Source organism: Amycolatopsis sp. NPDC031561 (assembly GCF_055580625.1).
This window is the reverse complement of sequence record NZ_JBVILA010000003.1, coordinates 416,830-438,282: the sequence shown is the minus strand read 5'-3', so window position 1 is coordinate 438,282 and position 21,453 is coordinate 416,830. Positions and strand designations below refer to the sequence as shown.

At 69.6% G+C, this 21,453-nt stretch carries 11 protein-coding genes; 5 read left to right on the top strand and 6 right to left on the bottom strand.

Going from position 1 to position 21,453, the window contains the following annotated elements:
- Positions 1 to 263 precede the first annotated feature (263 nt).
- Genes ACZ5IK_RS11130 through ACZ5IK_RS11115 form a run of 4 tightly spaced genes read right to left on the bottom strand, consistent with a single transcriptional unit; the run spans position 264 to position 12,735 of the window.
- The gene (locus ACZ5IK_RS11130) at positions 264 to 2,348 is read right to left on the bottom strand and encodes a YrhB domain-containing protein (protein WP_465487567.1); all 2,085 of its coding nucleotides are present in this window, start codon (positions 2,346 to 2,348) and stop codon (positions 264 to 266) included.
- The gene (locus ACZ5IK_RS11125; protein WP_465487566.1) at positions 2,348 to 12,007 is read right to left on the bottom strand and encodes a toxin glutamine deamidase domain-containing protein; all 9,660 of its coding nucleotides are present in this window, start codon (positions 12,005 to 12,007) and stop codon (positions 2,348 to 2,350) included. The genes ACZ5IK_RS11130 and ACZ5IK_RS11125 overlap by 1 nt, the downstream gene beginning before the upstream one ends.
- A gap of 15 nt (positions 12,008 to 12,022) precedes the next feature.
- Positions 12,023 to 12,367, bottom strand: a complete 345-nt coding sequence (locus ACZ5IK_RS11120) for a hypothetical protein (RefSeq protein WP_465487565.1) — start codon at positions 12,365 to 12,367, stop codon at positions 12,023 to 12,025.
- Positions 12,364 to 12,735, bottom strand: coding sequence for a YbaB/EbfC family nucleoid-associated protein (locus ACZ5IK_RS11115; RefSeq protein WP_465487564.1), 372 nt, complete (start codon positions 12,733 to 12,735; stop codon positions 12,364 to 12,366). The genes ACZ5IK_RS11120 and ACZ5IK_RS11115 overlap by 4 nt, the downstream gene beginning before the upstream one ends.
- Positions 12,736 to 12,851: 116 nt before the next feature.
- Between ACZ5IK_RS11115 and mycP the strand changes: the two genes are divergently transcribed.
- Positions 12,852 to 14,132: a type VII secretion-associated serine protease mycosin gene (gene mycP, locus ACZ5IK_RS11110; RefSeq protein ID WP_465487563.1), complete on the top strand. Its 1,281-nt coding sequence runs from the start codon at positions 12,852 to 12,854 to the stop codon at positions 14,130 to 14,132.
- Positions 14,133 to 14,261: 129 nt separating this feature from the next.
- On the opposite strand, the gene ACZ5IK_RS11105 is transcribed toward mycP, so the two are convergent.
- Complete coding sequence (locus ACZ5IK_RS11105; protein WP_465487562.1) at positions 14,262 to 14,573, bottom strand: hypothetical protein; 312 nt, start codon at positions 14,571 to 14,573, stop codon at positions 14,262 to 14,264.
- 4 nt (positions 14,574 to 14,577) lie between these two features.
- Positions 14,578 to 14,880: a hypothetical protein gene (locus tag ACZ5IK_RS11100; RefSeq protein ID WP_465487561.1), complete on the bottom strand. Its 303-nt coding sequence runs from the start codon at positions 14,878 to 14,880 to the stop codon at positions 14,578 to 14,580.
- A 142-nt stretch (positions 14,881 to 15,022) separates the two neighbouring features.
- Between ACZ5IK_RS11100 and eccCa the strand changes: the two genes are divergently transcribed.
- From eccCa to ACZ5IK_RS11080, 4 genes are all read left to right on the top strand, one after another.
- On the top strand, positions 15,023 to 18,991 hold the full coding sequence (gene eccCa / locus ACZ5IK_RS11095) for a type VII secretion protein EccCa (RefSeq protein WP_465487560.1): 3,969 nt from the start codon (positions 15,023 to 15,025) through the stop codon (positions 18,989 to 18,991).
- An 87-nt stretch (positions 18,992 to 19,078) separates the two neighbouring features.
- Entirely contained in the window at positions 19,079 to 19,462 is a 384-nt protein-coding gene (locus ACZ5IK_RS11090; RefSeq protein WP_465487559.1) for a hypothetical protein, read from the top strand.
- Between the two features lie 10 nt (positions 19,463 to 19,472).
- A complete protein-coding gene (locus ACZ5IK_RS11085; protein ID WP_465487558.1) occupies positions 19,473 to 20,963 on the top strand; it encodes a hypothetical protein in 1,491 nt (496 codons plus the stop codon).
- A gap of 12 nt (positions 20,964 to 20,975) precedes the next feature.
- Positions 20,976 to 21,392, top strand: coding sequence for a hypothetical protein (locus ACZ5IK_RS11080; protein WP_101609851.1), 417 nt, complete (start codon positions 20,976 to 20,978; stop codon positions 21,390 to 21,392).
- The last annotated feature ends 61 nt before the right edge of the window (positions 21,393 to 21,453 follow it).

Below are 21,453 nucleotides of genomic sequence, written 5' to 3'. Positions count from 1 at the left end.
CCTTCCCCTCAATAGAACCGGCATTGCCACTCACGACCCTCTCGAAAACCGCATATCTAGCCATCAACCGGACATTCAGTCTCCAGAGAGTGTCCCCTGTGGACACTCGGGAACGACTGGCGCCCGCAGGTCAGTCCAGAACCACGCCGCGAAGGCCACCTCTCGACCTTGAGGCCAGCGAAGGGGTCCTTCGTCGCAGAGGCTCGGTCACGCCACGTTCGCCTTACCCCTCAAGAGAAGGCCAACTCGCCTGCGGTGACCTGTCACAGCTCTCGTGGGTAACGCATCGCCCACTCCGCGGCGTAGCGCTCGTCCGCCGACGGCGGCTGCGCGGAGAAGTGCCAGAACGCGTCTCCGGCCACGGTCTCGACCAGGTCGCGGGCGGCGAGCCGGTCGAGCCACTTTTCCGGCAGTCCTGGGATTCCTGCCCGCGATCCGGCGACGGCCCCGGCGATCGCGGCGGTGATCGCGCTGCCGCCGGAGCGGTCGACCGCGGCCATGATCGTCCACTGTGGATCGAAGAAGCGCCGGAACACCGCGGTCATCGAGCCGCCCAGCGCGTCCACGGCGGAAACGCCCGCGAACGGCTCATGCTGATCGGCGCGGACGTCGTCCCGTGCGCGCAGCGCGCTGGACAGCGCTTCGGCCACCGGTCCCGCTGTCGCGCCCGAGTCGATCAGTCGCCTCGCGAGGACATGCGGGGGCGCCGGTTCGGGCCGAAACAGCCCGGCGAACAGAGTCGCCACCGCCGCGGCGGCCTCGGCGGTCACTTCATCGGCTCCGTCGCCGGAGGCCAGCAGGCGGGCGACGCGTGGGGCCGTACCGCCGCACAGCGCGGCCACGATGCCCGGCACGAGGAATCCGGCGTCGTCGGCGGGACCCGGCAGTTCCGGCGGGATCGTGCGCAGTTCCCGGACGCGGCAGAGCCAGCCCCCGTCCTGCGCGTCCTCCAGACGTCGCCTCGCCCGTACGCCGACGGTCATCAGCCCGCTCGGCACCGCCCCGCTATACGGTCCGGGCAGCGCTCGCAGCAGGCCCTCCGTGCAGAACAGCAACCGCCGCGTGAGCGGGCCGATCCCGAGTTCCCCGGTCTCCACCGCCGACCCGAGCGACTCGCCGAGGGCGAACCCGGCGAACGCGCCGGCGACGCGATGCCAGGCGGACTCGCCGTCGACGGCTTCCTGGCGGAAGAACTTGCCGCCGGTCGCCACGTGCGGGCGGATCCGGCCCGCCGCGTCGTATCCGGCGGCGAGCCCGTTGGCGTGGAGGTCGTCGGGCCAGTGCTGTCCGGTGAGGTCGTCCAGCGGGGAACCGACCCCGGACGGGGACACGCCATTGCGCTGTTCCCAGGCCCGGCCGAGGACGAACCGTTCGCATTCCCGCGCAGACAGTTCATACCCGGCGGACCTGGCCTTGGCCGCCGCTTCCGCGAGCCCGGCCGCCGGTTCGGCCGCCCCCGATTCCGCCCTGATCCGCTCGGCCGCGACCAGTACGGACTCCGAGTACTCCGGTGAGACCTCCACTTCCCGGGTGCGAGGGAGAAGTTCCGGCCAGCGCGCCACCGTGTCCGCCAGTTCGGCCGCGCCGACCGTGTCCGACGGGAACGAACCGGGATTGATCGACAAACCGGCTTCGGGGAACTCGCGGACGAACGAGAGGACGTCCGTGCGCAGCCATTTCTCCGTACCGGGCGGCAAACGACGCCGCGAGCCGAACACGAGCAGCGCGTCCGGCTTCTCCTGCCGGAACCCGGGAAGCGGCGTTTCGGTCCGGAAGTCGAGCGGGAGAAGGACTTCCGAACTCAGCAGCCCGGCGAGATAGCGCGGGCGGTCGTACCGGTCCGCCGCCAGCAGGCCGAGGAGCCGGTCCGTCGCGGTGTCCATGGGCGAGTACCCCAGGCGTTCCGGACCGGGCCGGTAGTCCGGGTTGACCCGGATCTCACCGGTCACGGAACCGTCCGGAGCGTATTTGTGCCATGCCATCACGGCACTGGACGGGACGCCGAGATACGCCACGCCGCTTCGCCGGAACTCCGGTTCCAGGATCTCCCGCCAGTCGTCCTCGCCCGCCACCGGCACCGGACTGCTCGGCCCGGTCCCGTCCCGGCTGCTGTCCGGCAGGCGCAACTCCCCGTCTTCACGCACGATCAGCGCCGGTTTCGGCACCAGGGAAGCCAGCCTGTCGCCGTCCAGCGCGCGGACCGTGTCGTAAGGCACGAACCAGCCTTCGGGAACACGCAGGACGTTCGCGAGATCGACCCGGACCGCGTACTCGCCGCTCGTCAGATCGGTGGACGTACCGGTCCGCAGCCATTCTTCGACCTTCGCGGTCGCTTCCTGCGCCTGCACTACGCACCTCGTTCTCGGGGGAAATGGAGCAGCAGAATCTGCAAGGGGAATTCCTCCAGCAGCGTCAGCCAGCCGGTGAGCGGGTCGAGGAAGACGACGCCGCTCGGATGGTGGGCGACCAGTGCCACATGCGATCCGGTCTTCCTGTCCTTCTGGTAGAAGAAGTTCACCGCCGCCAGCGCGCCGACGGGACGAGCCAGCATGGCCGAGATGACACCGTCGTAACTGGCGTCGTCGACTTCCGTCCATTCCCCGCCGAGGTTGTCCGACACGTAGCTCAGCCTGGCGATCTCGTCCTTGAGCTCCACCGGAACCGGCGGCGCGGTCAGGTCCTCACCGAGCAGCCTTCGCACGTAATAGACCACGGAGCGGGTGCAATTCGTGTGGAAGCCGAGCCGGTCGGCCCAGTCCGTGTAATAGCCGGGATTGGTTTCCGGCAGCTGGGGGAAGTGTTCCATGATGAAGGCGACGGCCTCCTTCCAGCGACCGTCCACGGTGTCCGCGTCCATCGCGGGCAGCGAGTGGAGCGGCGTGTCGCGGAACATCGCCGAACCGTCTTGCGGCCCGGATTCCGGCGAAGGCGGGTACCGGTCGTAGGCGGGATGACCGTTGTAACCGAAGTCGGCGGAGAATTCCGGCAGCGAACGGTACACGGCGTCGCCGCGCGGAGAGGTCGTGACGATCTTCTCGCCCAGCTCACGACTTTTCGAGGGTTCCGGTAGGTGGAGATTCCCGGGCGGCGCGTCAGGATCGGTGTAGGGCAGCAAAGCGATCCTGGTGGGCCTCGGCGGCAATTCCATCAGCGCGCCGTCCAGCGGGTCGAGGAACACGACCCCGTGCTTGTCCCGGCTCACCAGCGCGACGTGTTTGTTCTCCGTTCCCTTGGGGGTCCTCGAATCCACGGCGATCACGGCCATCGCGCCGACCGGCCGGTCGAGCATCGCGGAGATGATGCTGTCGTAAGAGGTGCCGTGACCGTGGTCCCACTCGCCACCGAGCCGGTCGGAGACGTACCCCAGGCTCCCCAGTCCGGCGTCCTCCGGCCGGAGCGGCGGTGCGGTGACGTCTTCACCGAGCCTGCGACGCTCGTGATAGACCACCCCGCGCGTGCAGTTCGCCGTGTGGCCGGAAGTCTCGGAGTCTTCGTCGTGGAAACCGGGATTGACCTTGCCGAGCTCCGGATGGAACTTCTCCAGGTACGCCTTGACCTCGGCGGGGCGCAGCCGCGCGGTCCCGGCGTGCAGGGCGCTCAGATCGTTGAGCGAGGTGCTCCTGAACAGTTTCGCGAAGTCGTCGGGATGCCCCAGCGCCACGGGGTTCGCGCTGTTCAGCTCGTCGAGTGTGATCGGGCGGGAGCCCCCGGCGGAGTGGAACATGACCGGACGTTTCCCGTTCGGCGGGAATTCCGCCCAGCCGTCGCCGGCGCCGTAACCTTCGACGACCTCCTGCCCGAACCGCAGCACGGTGCCGTCCGGCAGTTCGGTACGGCGGCCCAGTACGTGCAGGTCGGACACCGGGGCCGTCACCGGCGCGCCCAGCGCGACGGCGAACCGCCGTGCCCACGTCGCCGAACCGCAGGAATGCAGCCGCACCGGGCGGCCCGGCGTGTAGTACTCGCTGCGCAGCGTCGCCGCCGCGAGTTCTTCGGGGCTGGGGAGCGCGCCGTCGTCGTGCACGGTCACCACATACGGCCGGCCGGAATCCGGCCGGTTCGCCATCATCGTCCGGAGGTGCGCCTTCTGCGTCTCCGCGGCGGAGCCGACCGACATTCCCGACGGCGCGTACCGGACTTCTTGACCGTTGCCCAGCGCATGACCCGGAGAGAGAGGGGCCGCCTCGACTGGATTCCCCTTCAGCCCGGGGACCTTCAGCTTCTTGACGGCGAAGATGGCCTTCTTCAGATCCTTCTCCGCAGCCTTCAACGCCTTGTCGTAGCCGGTGGACCCTCGTCCACGGGGAGCGCCGACCTGCCAATAGTGGTGGAGAGCCCAATGCAGTTCGCCGAGCACCTGCCCCAGTTTCGCGTCCTGACCGGCGGCCTCACGCCATTTCGGCGCGCTTTCGCGCCGGTAGCGGTCGATGACCCGCTCGATCTCGTTGAGCGCCGAGGTGATGTTCCCGGCCCGGGCACCCGTCCGCCGCGTGGCGTTGAGCTGGTGATAGCGGGTGATCGCGTGCTTCAGCCCGGTGAGCGCGTCTCTGACCTCGTCGGTGGCCGAATCCGGCCAGCGCCAGCCCGCCGCGGTCGCCTTCCGGTGACGCGCGATCGCGTTCCGCAGGTCGGTGACCGCGGCCCGCATCGCGGGGGCGGACGGTTCGTGCCGCTTCGGATCCCGAAGAGCCTGATAGCGGTCGATGGCCTTGTGCACCCCGGCTTCGTCACCCGTCGCGCGTGCGCCGGGGGCGGATGGCTCCCGATACCGGCGGACGGCTTCGTCCACGGCGCCGAGCGCCGCCCGCACGTCCGAGGTGCGGGGACGACGCCAGGTCGGCGCGCTCCGGTCCAGGTAGCGCCCGGCGGCGCCGTCCACTTTGGACAACGCGTCGCGAGTGGCCTGGACGGCCACGGGCGGCTCGAGATACCTCGGTCCGTTCAGCTGGTATTCGTGCACGGTGTCGTTCAGCGCGGCGATCGTCGTCTGGGCCGGCCCCGCGCCGTACTCGCCGATGGCGTCGAGATGCGTCACTGCCCGGCCGGCGAGGTCGAGGACGCTCGTCAGCAGGCCCAGCCGCTTGGCCAGCGTCGACCAATCGCCCGAGCGGACGGCCAGCTCGGTCCGTTCGGCTTTGACCGACTGGCGGATCTCGTCGAGCGCGGCCTTCGCCTGGTTCCGCACCGCCTGGTCGTGCCAGCGGTCACCTTCGATCCGCAGCGGTCCGAGTTCGTCGAACGGTGCCGCCGGGGACTCGGTCTCGACGTGTCGTGTCAGCATCCCCCAGACGTCGGACAGCAGGGCGAGCACGTCGGTACGGCCTGCCCGCGCCGCGTCGTCCGCGATGGACACGAGGGGATCGGTCAGCCGTTCGGTGAGGAACTCGGCGAGGGCGGTGGCGTCACGTTCGAACTCGGCGAACCCTTTCAGCGCGTCGGCGTCGGCCTTCTTGTTCCTCGCGGCCAGTTCGACCTGCCGATGCCGCCACTTGTCCCGGCCCACCCAGCCACCGGTGGTCAGCGCGGTGAGCGCGGCCACCGCGTAGGAGAGGTCGAGACCGAGCGCCAGCGCGGTGGCGGCGGAGCCCAAGCCGCCGAGAACGCCGAGGGCGCGCCAGATGTGCTTGTAGTCGGTCTTCGTCACCGAGCCCGGCCTCTCGACGGGAACCGGTGAGGGCGGCGGCGTGGTTTCCACCGGTCGCGCCGGAACCGGAGCCACCGGAGCGGGCTTGCCGAACAACCGGCGGAGCAGGCCCGGGCGCTGTGCCACGGCGTTGTCCGCCGCGGTACGGGCGGCCTCCACCGCTGCCAGCTGTGCGGCCAGCAGCGCCTGCTGCTTCGCTTGCTCCGCTTCGAACTTGGCCCTCTTGTCGACGGCCGTCCTGGCGACCTTGTTGATCATCTCGATCTTGTCCACCCGGCTGATCAACGGGATCGCCGGGAGTGCGAACAACGCCTTGCCGATGCCGTAGTCGAGCATGGCTTCGTAGAAGCTGACCGTGAACACCGCGTCCGCGTCGAGCGGCTTCGGTTGCGACGGCGGCACCGCCTGCTTCACGGTCTGGACCGGACCGTCGAGGCCTTCGGTCACGGTGGCGCTCATCGGCAGATCGGGGGCCGCCTGCGCCTGCCCGGGGACAGGGCCGGGCGCGTCGGGGACCGGCCGTCCGCTCACCGCGCGTACCAGGTCGCGATCGGCCTTGTCTTCGGCGTGGTAGGCCTCGGGCAGGAGCCGCCGGGCGTTGCGTTCACCCGCCCGCAGCTCGGTGTTCACCTTGGTGCGTGCCCGTTTCCAGTGCAGGAGCGGCGACACGATGGCCATCACCCCACCACCGATGGCGAGCCCCAGCCGGGTCGACGTCGCCAGCTCCAGTACCGGGAGCATGCTCACGGCGACCGCCGTGGCCGGTGGGACGCCGTACCGCAGATAGAAGTTCCGCAGTTTCTGGGTGCCGGACGAGCTGGCCCCTTCCGGTGCCTTGACCGCAGCCAGATCCGGACCGTGTCCCTCGGGCAGCCCCATGCGCCGCAGCAGCAGGCGTTGCCGATCGGTGGGCCGGAACACGCCCTCGAACTGTCGTTGCGCGTCCAGGTGTTTCCGCAGGGCGCCGATGGCCGCGTCGTCCCTGCTCTCGTGACCGCGGGTGAGGACGCCGGCGGTCACGGCGGCGAGGAAGGTGGTCAGCGTGGCGGCGATGGCCGCGGGCACGCTGCCCATGGCGGCGAGCACCCCGCTCGAGAGCAGGCCGGGGGCGACCGTGCCGCTGAACTGGGTGACGAGGTTGTCGACGGTGGTCGCGAGCCCGAGTTCGTCGTCGAGTGGGGCGAGCCGCCGCCACACCACCGATGCGGCCGGATGGTTCTCCAGCGTGGCCGCCCGGTGCACGAAATCGGGATGGTTCGGATTCAGTCCGAGCTCGTCCAGGAGGCCGCCGAGCTCGTCCCGCAATCGTCGTTGTCGCCAAGGGTTCGCCCAGGAACGGCTGATCGCCCGGTCGAGCGCGGCGATGTGCTTCAGGTTCTCGTGGTCGGTGGCGGTCAAAGTGGCCGGGCCACTGAGATCCCCGTGCCGGTCGAGGTAGCGCGGGGGAAACGCCGGGGTCGTGCCCTCGATCGCGAAGCCGGTCAGCCGCGTTTCGAGGTCCGCTCGCTGTTGCCCGGTCATCTTGCCGAGCACCTTGGGGAGTTTCCGCACGGCGGGCGGCTTCTTCTTGTCCCGCACCTGGGCGACGGCCGCCGCCAAGGTGCCGGCGGCGTTCAGTCCGCGGGAATGGACACTCGCGAGCGCCAGGCGTTCGGCGGCGCTCAGCTCCCGCCACACGGCGAAGGGAATTCCCGGCGGCGGCAGGGGTGAGGACGTCGGCGGGACGGCCTGGGCGCCCGATTCGGGCAGCCGGGCCGGAAGATCCGGGTCCGGACGCCCTGACCCGCCCAGCGTCACCGGCCCGGACGGATCCGGGGACGGCGGCGGGGGTGGTTCGGGCGGGTCCGGCGGTTCGGGCCGGGGATACCTGGTCGTGAACCCGTGCGGATCGGCTTCGAAGGCTTCGGCGACGGGGTTGCCGATCTTCGGGCCGCCCGCCACGGCCTCGCGGATCCGGGCCAGGTCACGTCCATGGCTCACCCCGATCGCCAGTAGCTGCTGGAACAGCGCCGCTTTGTACTCCGGGGCGAGACCTCCGAACTCGACCTGGATGACGCGGTCCAGCTGATCCCAATCCCTTGCCATGGGCGACAAGCGCGGCAGATCCGAGACGTCGCGGCGCAGGTCTCGAGGCACGATCGACTTCTCCGCCTCGGTGCGCATCGCCTCGGCCACGAGGATTTCCCCGCTCCTGCCCTGGAATTCGTGAGCCACCCGGAAAAGGGTTTCGGCCCACAGTCGCACGGCGCCTTCCCCGACGACGAGGGAAGCCGGATCCTGCAGTCCGTGCACCGCGAACTCGTGCATCATGGTGGTGAGGAACTCGGCCATCCCGAGCAAGGGGCGGATCAACCCGGTGCCGGAATCCGGCATGAACACGCCGTCGCGCCTGCTGTCGATCCTGAGCAGATCCCCGAAGATCCCGTCGATGTCCAGACCCGGGTAGCGCTGGTTCAGCGCCGCTCTGTCCAACGGCACCGCGAGAGCGGCGGCCCTGGTGGCGTAATCCAGTCCCGGCGCGCCGAAGATCGATTCGAACCAGTGCGCCACGATCGCCTGGGTCACGACATCGAAGTGGCCCGCCTCGGTGACCGAGGGCTGAAGAGTCCGCAGGCGATGGGGATCCAGCAGGTCGAACCGGATGACTTCGCGCCACCCCGGGAGGGACGAATCGGCGTGCGCCCTGGCGTATTCGCGCAGGGATTCGCTGAACGCGCGCAGTTCTTCGAGCACCGGTCGCACGTCGTCGGTCCGGTCCGCCTCGGCGATCGATTCGCGGAGGCCGCCGGCCCGCACCACGAAGTCCGCCCATGCCGCCATCCGCCGCTGGAACTCGGCGGGTGAGATCCGGCCTTGCGCCAAGGCCCGCGCCAGCTGATCCCGGACAGCGGGTGCCGCGGCTTCGACCCGTGCCGGGAGGTTCGACGGCGAGGCGACGCCACCGGGCATGAGGAACGTCGTCGCGAGCCAGAGTTTCTTGTCGAGCGAGTATTCGGGATCGGACAGCAGGGTGACCAGATCGCGGTGGTGCTTCGGGTCGGTTTCCTGGAGCTGATCCAACTTGGCACGAAGCGCGGGAAGTTCAGGGGCGTAGTCGTCCATCGCCGCGACCTTCGACCAGTCCTCGGGAGTGAGATCCTTCTCGGACGCGATCCCGAACGCCACATTGTCGAGGTGTGCTTCCCTCGGGTGCTCCCGCGCGGCGGATTCGGCGGCGGCGTTCCACTCCTCCCAGGCGGCCGCGGCCTCCGCTCGCAGGGCGTTTCGTTCGGTGAGACCGTCGAGGTACTCCTGGAGACCCTGCGGTTCCGGCCAGGGTACCTGCCACTTCGGATCGGACCAGCGCTCCCAAGGCCGGAACTCCGGTGCGGGCCTCTCCCTCGCGGCCCGGAGTGGATCCGCCGGAATCGACGGCTCCTTGGGCAGCTCCGTGATCTCCGGATCGCTGGGCAGCGCCCGGATCTCGGGATCCTTCGGCAGCTCGCGGATTTCGGCTCCCTCGATCGCCGACCGGACTTCGGGGTCCGTTGGCAGTTCCCGGATCTCTGGTTCCTTCGGCAGCCCTGGAATCTCGGGGAGAGCGGGCGCCACCGGATCTTTCGCGGGAGCGGGCGGGACTTCCGGGGACGGCCCGACGCTGGGGCCGGGTGTCCGCGGGAGAGCGGGTGGCGCGGGGTCGGGTTTCGGCGGCGTCGGCGCGGGGGATCCCGGACTCGGGTCGGCGGGCCGCCCGATCTTCGGCGGCTCTTCCCAGCCGACACGTGGCGACGCGGGGTCGCCGACCCGGGGCGGTTCACCCCAGGCGACGTGGGATGGTTCCGCCCGGCCGATCCCCGGCGGCTCGGTCCAGCCGGGATTCATCCGTGAGGGCTCCACCGGTTTCCCCGGTCCGGTGCCGTGACCCGGCAGGATCTCCTCTCGTGGCACCGGAGTCACCGTCATCGGGCGCAGGGGCTCCGGGGTGCCGTCCGGGTGCAGGATGACCGGTTTGTTCGGGATGGGTTCGGCGGTCCGCGGCTCGGGCCGCGCGGCTTCGCGGACCGGCGCTTCGACTCTGGCCTTGGCAGCGGCCGGAGCACTGTCCGGCCGCGGGGCCGTTTCGACGACCGGCTCGGCGACCCGCGGACGTGTTTCGAGCGCGACGCCGCCGCGCGCGGCTTCGGCCTGTGCGGCACCTCCGGAGCCGGACGGTCGAGGCCCCGGCGAAGGTCGATCGGGATTCCCGGCTCCCGTGCCCGGCGAACCGTCGTCCCGTGGTCCGCCCCCACCGTCCTCGTGTGCTTTGCGGTACTCGTCCGGAAACCGTTCCCTGGCGAACTCGTCGAGTGACGTCCGCCGAGTCGGCTTCGGCGTGGGTTCGGGTCGGTCGGGTTCCGGAGTGTCGTGCCTGCCTGATTCCTTGTTCCGGCCTGGAGTTCCGTCCGGGCTTTTGTCGCCGCCGGTCGGTGGGCCGTTATCTGGATGTGCGCCGCCGGGTGCCCCGTGTCCGCCCCGGATGGATTCGGAGAACGCCATCTGCCGTGACCACGCCTTGACGACGTGGTCCGGGTAGACGACACCTCCGGCGGCTCGCTGTGCTTCCTCGTAGAACTTCCGTTCCATCCGGGCCAGTTCGCGGTTGTCGTACAGCCGCCTGAGCTCCTCGGCGGACGGCTTGGCCGGCGTCCCGCGTTCCGGCCCTGGGGTGTCGGCCCGTTTCGCCGCGTCCCCCGCGGTCGTGTGCACCGGCGTCGTGGCCGCGGGTGCTTCCCGGCCCGGCGCGCTCGCCGGTGCGTCGGCACTCCGGGTCTGCGCGGCCTCGGCGCCGTGCCCCGACGGCTGACCGCTGTTGCCGTGCTGACCTTCGGCCCTGGTGGCGGGCGTGTGGTCCGCCGCCGTCGACGGCGGCGTGCCTCCGGGGGCGTCCTGGTGTGGTTGCAGTTGCCGCGGCTCGGGAGAGCCAGGGGAGGGGTCATGGCGGGCCGCGGGCGGCTCGGCGGCAGGAGGGACCGGATCCCGCCTGAGGCTTTCGGGACCGTCTGCTTTGGACACCGGCCTCGGTTCGGTGTGCGGTGCCACCGGGGTTTCGTCGCGAAGCCGTTCGCCGTGACCACCGGACGGCGGTGAAGGCTGTTCCCGCGTCGGGGGAGGCCCGTCGTGCGGCGGTTTCGGCTCGGGCAGGGCTTCGGGATGCGGCGTCTGTGGTGACGGCGGTTTGGTGGGGCCGGTCCCGTGCGGTTCGGGAGCGCCGGGACCGCGCGAGCCGGCGTTGGGAACCTCGGCGGGACGGTCGTGGATCAGGCGCGCGACTTCGGGGGTGACCGTGGGAGGCAGCACACCGGGCTTGGGCTTGGCGGTGTCGCCGAGCTTGTCGATGACCTTGATCGCCCCATGCGTCAAGGTGAACTTCCCGACGCGCTCACCGAATGCGATCAACTTCGGTGCCTTGCCGACCTTCCCGGCCAGCCTGAGGGCGGCACCCGCGCCGCGGGTGGGACCGAGCAGGCCGATGACCATTCCGGCGGTGTAGCCCACGGCGTGCCACCGGGCCGAGCCACCCTCCGCGGTCCAGTTGTCGTAGTCGATGAAGGCCTTTCCAGCCTCGGTCAGGGTTTCCCCGAGCATGCCGTCGAACAGCATGTCGTCGATCTGCCGGTCGATATCGTTCGGCATGGAGTACAGCGCCAAGGCGCCGAGGAGCTTCTCCAGATGACCCCAGGCGACCTGGGCGTTGAACACCGACCAGTCGCCGTCCTCGCCGCGGCCGAACAGGCCCAAAAACGCCTTGCCCTGGTCGATCGCGGACTTCCAGAGCCCACTGAACGGGTTGTTGCTCACGGACTCGGCCTCGGGCCGCGGACGGGTGGACGGATCCTTGACCCATCCGGCGTGGTCGATCACCGTCTGGTGGACGTTCTCGGCGACGTTCCGGGCGAAGTCCGCCTTCTTCCGCCTCGCGTGCGACGGGATGTCGAAGCCGAGCGCGGTGTACTGCCAGCTCAGATCCTCGACGTAGTCCTTGATGGTGGACTTGGCGCTCTCGAGGATCGCGGCGTAGTACTCGTATTCGCCGGCCATACCCTCCATGGAGGAGACGATTTGGCGGAATCCCTCGTCACCGTTCGTCCTCGTGATGAAGTTCCGCATGTAGCCGCCGGCGGCGTCCGGCCAGGTGCCACCCCCGCCCGGCTCGTGGATCTTCCCGGCGACACCGTTCACGGTGTTCAGCGAGGCATCGAAAGTGTCCTTGGCCTTGCGCCAGCGCGCGGCCTGCTCCTTCGCGAGGGCCTCACTGTCCGGTGGCCAGCCCTCGTTGGCGGGCAGGAGTGCGCGGACCGCGCGCCACAGGTCGCAGTTCGGTTCCGGGACGTCGCCGTCAGCCATACTCGCCGGAACCCGTCAGGAGAGCTGGACGAGGATGAAGTTGGCGGCCTCGGCGTCGCGTGCCACGTACGCCTTCACCAGGTTCTGACCGGCGACCGAGAGATCACGGTAGAAGACGGGGACCGAATCCGCCGCCTTGCGGATCGAGTCGTCCACATCGAGCGTCCGGGTGTTGAACTTGTCGCCGATCAGGCCATGGCCGAACTTCCCCGGCTCGGGCAGCGCGGCCCTGATGGTGTTCCAGGCTTCCTGGAGACGATCTCCTTCCGCCGACATCGCGTTCATTTGCCGGGTGGTGCCATCGGTGTACATGTCGACGAGACCGTCACCGTCCATGCGGACGCCGTCGTCCGTGCTCATCGCTCGCCTCCCGCGATCCGCCGGTCGAGTTCGTGCAGCACGGGACCGACGCGGAGATCGGCCTTCGCGGCGGTGACGCCGGCCGGGAACAGTTCCGAGACGAGGGCGAAACCCTCCTCGTTGGCGAGTTCGGCCGCGCGGTGGACGGTCTTCGTGATGGCTTGCGCGAGGCCCTTCGAATCGGGAGTGCGGAAGATCCGCGGGTCGAGCGTCAGTTCCACCAGTTCGCCGTAACCGCCGACGGTCGCGCTGATCAGCCCGTCGTCGGATTCGGCGGTGGCCCGGATCTCGGCCATCCGCCGTTGCTGCTCGCGCAGACCCTGTTCCGTCCTCAGGTATCCGGCTTTCCTGTCGGCGAAGGTTTCCACCGTGCCTCCTCGTTCGGTCGGTACGAGTGTCGCCGGAACGAGGGGGCCGCGAGGCGACGTGACAGGTTGCGGCCACCACGGCGAGACCGGGCCCGTCCTGCCCGACGATTGCCGAAATGAGACGACTTCCGGCACTCGCGGCGGCCGGTGCGCTGGCCGCGGTACATCTGGTCGGCGGGGCCGTTCCGGCGTCCGCGGCTCCACCGGCAGGGGTGTGTCACGATCCCGATCCCGCCCACGAGCGGATCCAAGCGCTCCCGTGGCCACAGCAGACGCTCGATCCGCAACGGGTCTGGCCGCACAGCAAGGGGGCGGGCGTGCTGGTCGCGGTGGTCGATTCGGGCGTCGACGCCGACCACCCGCAGTTGCGCAGACCGGGCAAAGTACGGACAGGCCGGGATTTCTACCTGCCCGGCGGGCTGCCCGGCTCGTTCGACTGCGTGTCGCACGGCACCGGGGTCGCGGGCATCATCGCCGCCGATCCGTTGCCCGGCATCGGATTCCACGGCTTCGCCCCGGACGCGGAGATCCTCCCGGTGCGGATCACCGACCGGGACATCAGCGATCGGGGAGAGTCGCTGCGGATCAACCCGGACGCGGTGGCCGCCGGAATCCGTTACGCGGCCGATCAAGGCGCTCGTGTGATCAACCTTTCGCTGGCGGGGTTCAGCGATTTCCCCGCCATCCGGGCGGCGGTGGCCCACGCGGTGGCCAGGGACGTGGTCGTGGTGGCGGCGGCGGGCAATTCCCAGCAGAACGCGGCTGCCGGGCTACCGTCCTTTCCGGCCTCTTACGACGGTGTGCTCGGCGTCGGCGCGGTCGACCGCGCGGGGGCGAGATTGGGAACCTCCCAGGTCGGTTCGTACGTCGGCATCGTCGCGCCCGGCGCCGAGGTGCTGACCGCGACCAGGGAGGACGGCCACACCCAGGTCGACGGAACGAGTTTCGCCGCGCCCTTCGTCGCCGCGACCGCCGCCTTGGTGCGCTCGGCGTGGCCGCACTTGTCCGCCGCGCAAGTGATCCAGCGGTTGAAGGCCACGGCCGATCCCGCGCGAGGCGGACTCGGCAGCGACGCCTACGGCGCCGGACTGGTCGATCCCTACCGCGCGGTGACCGACGGCCTCGATCCGGAGAAACCCGCGGCGATGCCCGTTTTCGTGCCGCCACCTCCGGATCTCGCCGGACTCGAGAAGGCCGCGCGGATCGAGAAAACCGGGACCGCGGCGAAATGGCTGACCGTCGCCGCGCTCGGTGCGCTGGTGCTGGCCGGGCTGGTGGCGGCGCTCGTCCCGCGGGGGAACAGGCGCCGTTGGCGGCCGGGCCGGGTGACCTCGGCGCCCGCCGAGCCGCGTGTGGCGGAACCGCCCGAGCAGGTTTTCCTGATCCGCGAACGGTGACCGAGACTCAGGGGTGAGCGCGACGCACCTGTCGCGCTCACCCTGAGTCTCAAGTACGTGAAGGCCCCCTTCACTGCGTCTAGCGCAATGAAGGGGGCCTTCACGTACTTGAAAGGAAAACCGCGGAACTCAGCCCATGCCGCCCAGACGGTTGATCGACATGTCGCGGGCGTTCACCAGCGAGTGGGCCCCGTTGGTCAGGGCGTTGCTCGTCCGGTCGTGACCGTCCCACTGCTCGTTGGCGAGCCGCTTGTTGAAGCGATCCTTCTCCAGGACGGCCTGGCCGTATTCGCCCTGGGCTCCTTCGTAACTGAAGTTCTGGGCGCGCTGGTGCAGGAGATCGGTGTTGTCGCGCGCTTCGGCGCCGGTCTTCTTGGTGCTCTGAGCCGTATCGAGGGTCTGCCCCACGTTGAGGGTGACCCTTTCCTGGTTGTGCGCCATCCTTCTACCTCCCGTAGTTGAATCCGGCCGCGGCGTCCGCGTCGGAGGACGCGTGAGCCTGCAGGCCGTAGTGGATTCCGTCGGCGGTATCGCTGTACTGGGTGCCCACCTTGGTGACCTGTGTCCCGAGCTGGTCGTAGGCGTCGTTGGCCGCGATGTTCATCCGGCCGCTGTTCTGCGCGATCATCGCCTGGGTGGTGCCGTTCAGCCGCTGTTGGCCGTCGTTGATCTGGCCGACCGAGTCGGTGATGAACGAAACCTGGCGCTGACCCATCACGAGATCGAGATCGACGTCTTGATTCGTCAAGGGGCTCTCCTTTCCTTTCGCCGGACCGACGATCACTGTCCTTCTTCAGCGAAGGTAGGCGGCGTGGCGCGCTCGCTCGGCCTCCCGGCATCTTCCTGCCATCGCCGTCGAGACGATCGTGTGGGCGCGCAGGATTCCGGGTATGTCGACAGTCGTCGTGAAGAGGCCGGCCCGACGGCCGGCTCCGGACATGCCCGCCGGAGAGCTGCTTCTGCAGCCGCCGCCGGAGATCCCGCCACCGCCGTCGAGGCAGTGGGCGCAGATCTTCATGGTGCTGCCGATGGTGGCCATGATGGCGGCGATGCTGCTGATGTACTCGGGCTCCATCGGCGGATCCATGCGCTTCGTCGTCTACGGGCTGATGGGTGTCGGCATGCTCGGCATGGTCGCCATGGGTTTCCTGCAAGGTGGCGGCCCGAGTAAGCGGGAGATGGGCCACGCCAGGCGAAAGTACCTGCGCCACCTTTCACAGCACCGGTTGCGGCTGCGCCGATCGGCCCGCAAACAGCGCGCGGCGATGGAGTACCTGCACCCGGATCCCGCTTCGTTGTGGTCGCTGGCGGTCAGTTATCGGCTCTGGGAACGGCGCAAGGAAGATCCCGACTTCGCCGTCGCCCGCATCGCCCGTGGGCGGCAGCGTCCCGCGCTCACCGTGGTCGCCCCGGACACGAAGCCGCTCGAAGAGCTCGAACCGCTCTCCGCCTTGGCATTGCGCCGGTTCGTCACGACCTACGCTACGATCGACCGGCTGCCGATCGCCATCGCGGTCAACGGGTTCAGCCGGATCCACGCGCGCGGCGATCGCGACGCCGTCCTGGGCATGGTGCGCGCGATGCTGGCCCAGCTGGCCGTCATGCAGTCGCCGGACGATCTGCGCGTCGCGGTCTGCGCCGGCGAAGATCGCCGCGCCGACTGGGAATGGGTCAAGTGGCTCCCGCACGTGCTGCATCCGGAGCGCGCCGACGCACTCGGCCCGCTGCGCCTGGTCGCCACGACCATCCCCGCGCTGGAGTCGATGCTCGAAGAGGAGCTCACCAAACGGCCGAGGTTCGATCCGGAGGCGGCGACGCGCCTGCCGGGCCCGCATCTGGTGGTGGTCCTGGACGGCGGCGCGGTCGCCGGTTCCGACCATCTGATGACCGGTGGCGGCGTCGAAGGGGTGACCGTGGTGGACCTGAGCACCGCGCCGCCGAGGGCTTTCGACCGGACCACCGTGCTGCTCGACGTCGCCGCGGACGGCGACCTGCTCAGCGAGACCGTCGACGGCGCGGTCTCCCTCGGCCGGGCCGACCGGCTCGGCGCGGTGGCCGCCGAAGGCCTCGCCAGGCAACTCGCGCCGCTACGGCTGACCTCGGGCCTGCCGGGGGACGCGCCGATGAGCGGTGAACTCGGCCTCGCCGAATTGCTGGAACTCGGTGACCCCTACGACTTCCATCCCGATGACACCTGGGTGCCCCGGCCCAATCGCGACCGGCTCCGGATCAAGCTGGGGATCAAGGAGGACGGGACCCCGATCGAGATCGACCTGAAGGAATCCGCTCAGGACGGGATGGGCCCGCACGGCCTGCTGATCGGTGCGACCGGCTCGGGCAAGTCGGAACTGCTGCGCACGCTCGTGCTGGCGCTGGCGGTCACCCATCCGCCGAACTCGTTGAACTTCGCCTTGGTCGACTTCAAGGGTGGCGCCACCTTCAGCAGGCTGGACAAGCTCCCGCACACCAGCGCCGTGATCACGAACCTGGCCGACGAGCTGCATCTGGTCGACCGGATGTCCGACGCGATCAACGGTGAGCTGATCCGCCGTCAGGAACTGCTTCGCGCGGCGGGGAACTTCTCCTCCTTGCGCGACTACGAGAAGGCGAGGGCCGCGGGTGCGCCGCTCCCGGAGGTGCCCACGCTCCTGGTGATCTGCGACGAGTTCTCCGAACTGCTCTCGGCCAAGCCCGACTTCATCGACATGTTCGTCCAAATCGGACGGGTCGGCCGGTCGCTCGGCGTGCATCTCCTGCTCGCGTCGCAGCGGCTGGACGAAGGCAGGCTGCGTGGTCTCGAAGCCCACCTGTCGTACCGGATCGGGCTGCGCACCTTCTCCGATATGGACAGTCGCGCGGTGCTCGGGGTGCCGGACGCGTTCACCCTGCCGAGGGCTCCCGGGCACGGCTTCCTGAAGGTCGGCACCGAACCGATGGACCGCTTCCGGTCCGCCTACGTGTCCGGTGTGTACCAGCGCGCCACCGGGGCGGGCTCTACGTCGGCGTCCGCCGAGGCGTTCGCGCTGCACGAGTACACCACCGCGTACCTCGCCCCGGACCTCGACGATCCGCCGGAGGAGCGCACGGGCGACGACGATCCGGACCTGACCACCGGCGAGACGCTGCTGGACATCCTGGTCGACCGGTTGGAAGGGCGGGGAGCCGCGCATCAGGTGTGGCTGCCGCCGTTGGGCGACTCTCCGACGCTGGACCAGTTGCTGCCCTCGCTGGTCATCCATCCGCAGCGCGGGGTGACCCCGAATTCGGCCGAGGCGGCGGGTGCGCTGCGCCCGGTTCTCGGCATCGTCGACCGGCCGTACGAGCAACGCCGCGACCCGCTGATGCTGGACCTGTCCGGTGGTGCCGGGCATGTACTGGTGCTCGGGGGACCCCGGTCGGGCAAGAGCACCACGCTGCGCACGATCATCACCAGTGTCGCGCTCACCCACACGCCGCGGGAAACGACTTTCTACTGCCTCGATTTCGGTGGTGGCGCACTCGCTTCCGTCGCCGGCCTGCCGCATGTCGGGGGTGTCTCCGGCCGCCTCGACACGGGCGCGGTCCGGCGCACCATCGCCGAAGTGGCGACCCTGCTCGCCCAACGGGAACGGCTGTTCGCCCAGCACCAGATCGACGGGATGGCCACCTATCGCAAGCTCCGGGCCGAGGGAGGATTCGCCGAAGACCTCCACGGTGACGTGTTCCTCGTCATCGACGGCTGGCTGACCCTGCGCAACGACTTCATGGATCTCGAGGAGACGGTCAACGACATCATCGCGCGTGGCCTCGCCTTCGGTGTCCATGTCATCGCCGGCGCCACGCGTGCCTTCGATCTGCGGATGAACGTGCGGGATCTCTTCGTCAGCACGCTGGAGCTGAAGATCGGCGACCCGATCGATTCGGTGATCGACCGGCGGGCGGCGATGAGTGTGCCGCCCGATTCGCCGGGACGAGGTGTCGCGATGAGCGGGCACCAGATGCTGGTTTCGCTGCCGAGGGTGGACGGAGTGTCCGGCACCGAGGATCTGGCGACCGGGGTGGCGACGCTGGTGGACGCGGTCAAGAAGGCATGGCAGGGGCCGCCCGCCCCCTCGGTCCGGCTGTTGCCGCCGGTCCTGCCCTACCTGGAGCTCCCCGCGACCGACGAACCGTCCGGACCGGACGCGGGCTTCGCCGTCGGCATCCACGAGCGCGACCTCAGCCCGTTGCGCCTCGACTTCGCCGACGACCCGCATTTCCTGGTGCTGGCGGACATCCGCAGCGGCAAGACCAACTTCCTCCGGGTGCTCGCCAGGCGGATCTGCCAGGCGTACACGCCGGAAGAGGCACAGATCGTCCTCGTCGACCATCGCCGGGGGCTTCTCGGTGAGGTCGACGGCGAATACCTGATCGGCATGGGGGTCAACGATTCCCACAGCTCCGAGCTGCTGGCACAGGTGGCCGAGCGGCTCACCGCCCGGCTGCCGGGCCCGGACATCACCACCGACCAGCTGCGGAACCGCAGCTGGTGGACCGGCCCGGAGATCTTCGTCCTCGTCGACGACTACGACCTGGTGGCGACGCACAAGGACCATCCGCTGTTCGCGCTCTTCCCGTTGATCGCACAGGCTTCGGACATCGGCCTGCACGTCGTGCTGGCCCGCCGCAGCGGTGGTGCGGGTCTCGGCCTCGGCGAGCCGTTCCTCGCCAGGCTGCGCGACGTCGGCGCGTCCGGCCTGATGATGTCCGGCGACCGGGACGAAGGGCCGCTGCTCGGCGGAATGCGTCCTCAGGTGCTCCCACCCGGCCGCGGCTGGTTCGTCGACCGGCGCGGGACCAAGAGCCTGACCCAGGTCGCCTGGCTGCCACCCAAGGAATGACCGGTGGCCGCTTCCTGTCGCGGCCCGCCCGCCACGCCGCCGGCGTGGTTGCCTTCATCAGACGTAACGGAAACGAGGAGCGGGACAATGGGATCCGGTGATTCCGTCGACGGCGACGTCACGGTGATGATGCAGGCCGCGCAGAGTTTCAACAACATCGTGCAGGACGTCCCGAAGCTGATGGGCCGTTCCGTCGACGCCGCTTGCGGCAACGGCCTGACCGAATGCGGTCCGCTCGTGCAGGCCGACGCCTACGCGACCAAAGCGCTGCAGACGTTCGTCCAGAACGTCAGGTACGGCATCGCGGCGTACGGGAAGTTCGCCCAGCGCTCCGGAATCGACTATCGCGACGCGGACGAAACGGCCGCGGCGGGAATTCTCAAGGACTGGCGCGACGAACGAGGAGCCGGGCTTCCGGACACCACCAAGGCGCTCCCGCCAGGGGTGGCCGTCGCACCGCGGACGAAGTAGGGGAGCCGACATGGGCGGAGTCTTGGGGTCCCTGTTCGGGTACTCCACCTTGGGACTCAAGGAGCAGCACGACAAGATCACGGCCGAACTCCCGCATATCAAGGGGCTCCACGCGGCGGCGGACATGTGGGGCGAGGCGGCCACCTGGATCGCGGACAAGGCCGTCGCCTTTCACCAGCAGGTGGAGAATCTCGTCTCGCACTGGCCGGACGGGGCGGGAGCCACTTTCGGTGCCGTGGCCAAGCAGGACATCGACACCCTCCGTTCCTGGGTGCAGACGCCGGACGCGCAGATCCCGGTGGCCAACGGGATCATCCTCCCGATGCTGCCGAGTTCGGTTCAGTCACCACTGAGCCGCCCCTCGCACGGCATCACGATGTCCAATGTGGCCAATCGGCTGCGCGCGCTGGCCGACGACATCAAGAGGACGTTCGACTATGTGGACAAGCTGTACCGCGACTATCACGAGCTGTTCGACAACAAGCCGGGCGTTCAGGCCGAGGACAGGAAAGCGGTCGAGGACGACTACCGGGTGAAGGCGGGCTTGGCGCTCGACAACCTCGCGCGCCACTACCGGGATGTCTCGGACAACGCGCTGCCCGACGCCAGGGGACTGGCGTGGACCGGCCCGCGCAGCGACGTCGTCCCGACGGTGAAGTCCGATTCACCGGCGACCGACCCCGGGGGAGGCGGGGACCCGAGCAGCTCCGGCGGAGACCCGGGATCGCCGAATCCTGGTGAGCCCCAGGAGCCGAATCCCGGTGACACACCGGAGACCCCCGAAGAACAGAAGCCGCTCACACTCCAGGAACAGCTGGATCTGGCCTCGTCGGGGCTCGACGTCGCCGGCAAGGCCGTCGACCTCGGAGGCAAGGTCGCCGAACAGTTGCTCGGCGCGGGCGGGGCCGGATCGGTGGACGTACCGGATCCGGCGACCGTGCCGAATCCGTTGGAAGGCTGGAAGCCCGGTGAGTATCCGTCGCTGAGCGGCCTTTCGTCCCCGGACAATCCGCTGGGCCTGCCGACCCTCGCCGGTCTCGGCGACGGTGGCGGCGGAATCGGCGGTGGCCTGGGGGCGGGCGGAATCGGCTCGGGCGGCGGCGTTTCGCCGATGCCCGGAACCGCGTCCCCGGCGGCCGGCGTGGCGGGTTTCGGGGCCGCGCCACCGGGAACCTCCGCCGCGGCGGGGTCGGCGGGCGGAACGACGGGCCTGGGCGGAAGCCCGGGGATGATGCCGATGTATCCGCAGAACGGCGCGGGCGGGAGAGCAGGCGGCGGCGATGTCAGGCCGGGAGCCGCCGAACACGTCAACGCGGTCCGTTCGCGCAAACCCGATGGCGAACCGGGCGTGGCGCTGCGAGGCAGGGCGGGGGCGGCGCCGCGCCCGCCGGTCACCCGGCAGCGCCCGGCCGTCGAAAACGACGTCGTGCACGTGCTCGACGAAGACCTGTGGCAACTCGACCCGGCCACCGATCAACCGAAATACCGCACCGGATACTAGGAGGAGGGGCTCATGTCCGACGTCGTAGACGGCGACCCCAGCTCGATGTTCGCTTATTCCCAGCAACTCAAGGCACCACCGATACCGGGCTCGGTGACCGCGGGTCTCGCGACACCGGCGAATCTGTCCGGGATGGTCGAGAGCGCGCTCTTGTCGGTGCTGGATCAGGCCGTCACCGCCGAGATCAACGCCTATCTCGGCGTTGTCACCGCGGACATGGTCACTTACGGCGCGAAGGTCAAGCAAGCCGCCGCGACCTATTCCCTCGCCGACATCACCAGCGCGCTCGACCTGGCCACGTCCGGGGTCAAGCTCGGCCAGAAGGTGGTCGGCGTCGCTAAGCAGGTGTCCGGGGCCGCGGGCTCGCAGTCCGGCACGACGGATCCCACCGACACGGGCGCGGGCGACGGCTCGCCGCAGACCACTTAAGGAGCCTCTCTTGTTCCCGTATGGCGTACTTCCGATGGAAGTCATGGTCGGGTGCATCACA

Excerpts from the sequence above, each read along its gene's own strand:
- ACZ5IK_RS11085 (WP_465487558.1), top strand. The coding sequence starts at position 19,473 with ATGGGCGGAGTCTTGGGGTCCCTGTTCGGGTACTCCACCTTGGGACTC.
- ACZ5IK_RS11090 (WP_465487559.1), top strand. The coding sequence starts at position 19,079 with ATGGGATCCGGTGATTCCGTCGACGGCGACGTCACGGTGATGATGCAG.
- ACZ5IK_RS11080 (WP_101609851.1), top strand. The coding sequence starts at position 20,976 with ATGTCCGACGTCGTAGACGGCGACCCCAGCTCGATGTTCGCTTATTCC.
- ACZ5IK_RS11120 (WP_465487565.1), bottom strand. The coding sequence starts at position 12,367 with ATGAGCACGGACGACGGCGTCCGCATGGACGGTGACGGTCTCGTCGAC.
- ACZ5IK_RS11125 (WP_465487566.1), bottom strand. The coding sequence starts at position 12,007 with ATGGCTGACGGCGACGTCCCGGAACCGAACTGCGACCTGTGGCGCGCG.
- ACZ5IK_RS11105 (WP_465487562.1), bottom strand. The coding sequence starts at position 14,573 with ATGGCGCACAACCAGGAAAGGGTCACCCTCAACGTGGGGCAGACCCTC.
- mycP (WP_465487563.1), top strand. The coding sequence starts at position 12,852 with ATGAGACGACTTCCGGCACTCGCGGCGGCCGGTGCGCTGGCCGCGGTA.
- eccCa (WP_465487560.1), top strand. The coding sequence starts at position 15,023 with ATGTCGACAGTCGTCGTGAAGAGGCCGGCCCGACGGCCGGCTCCGGAC.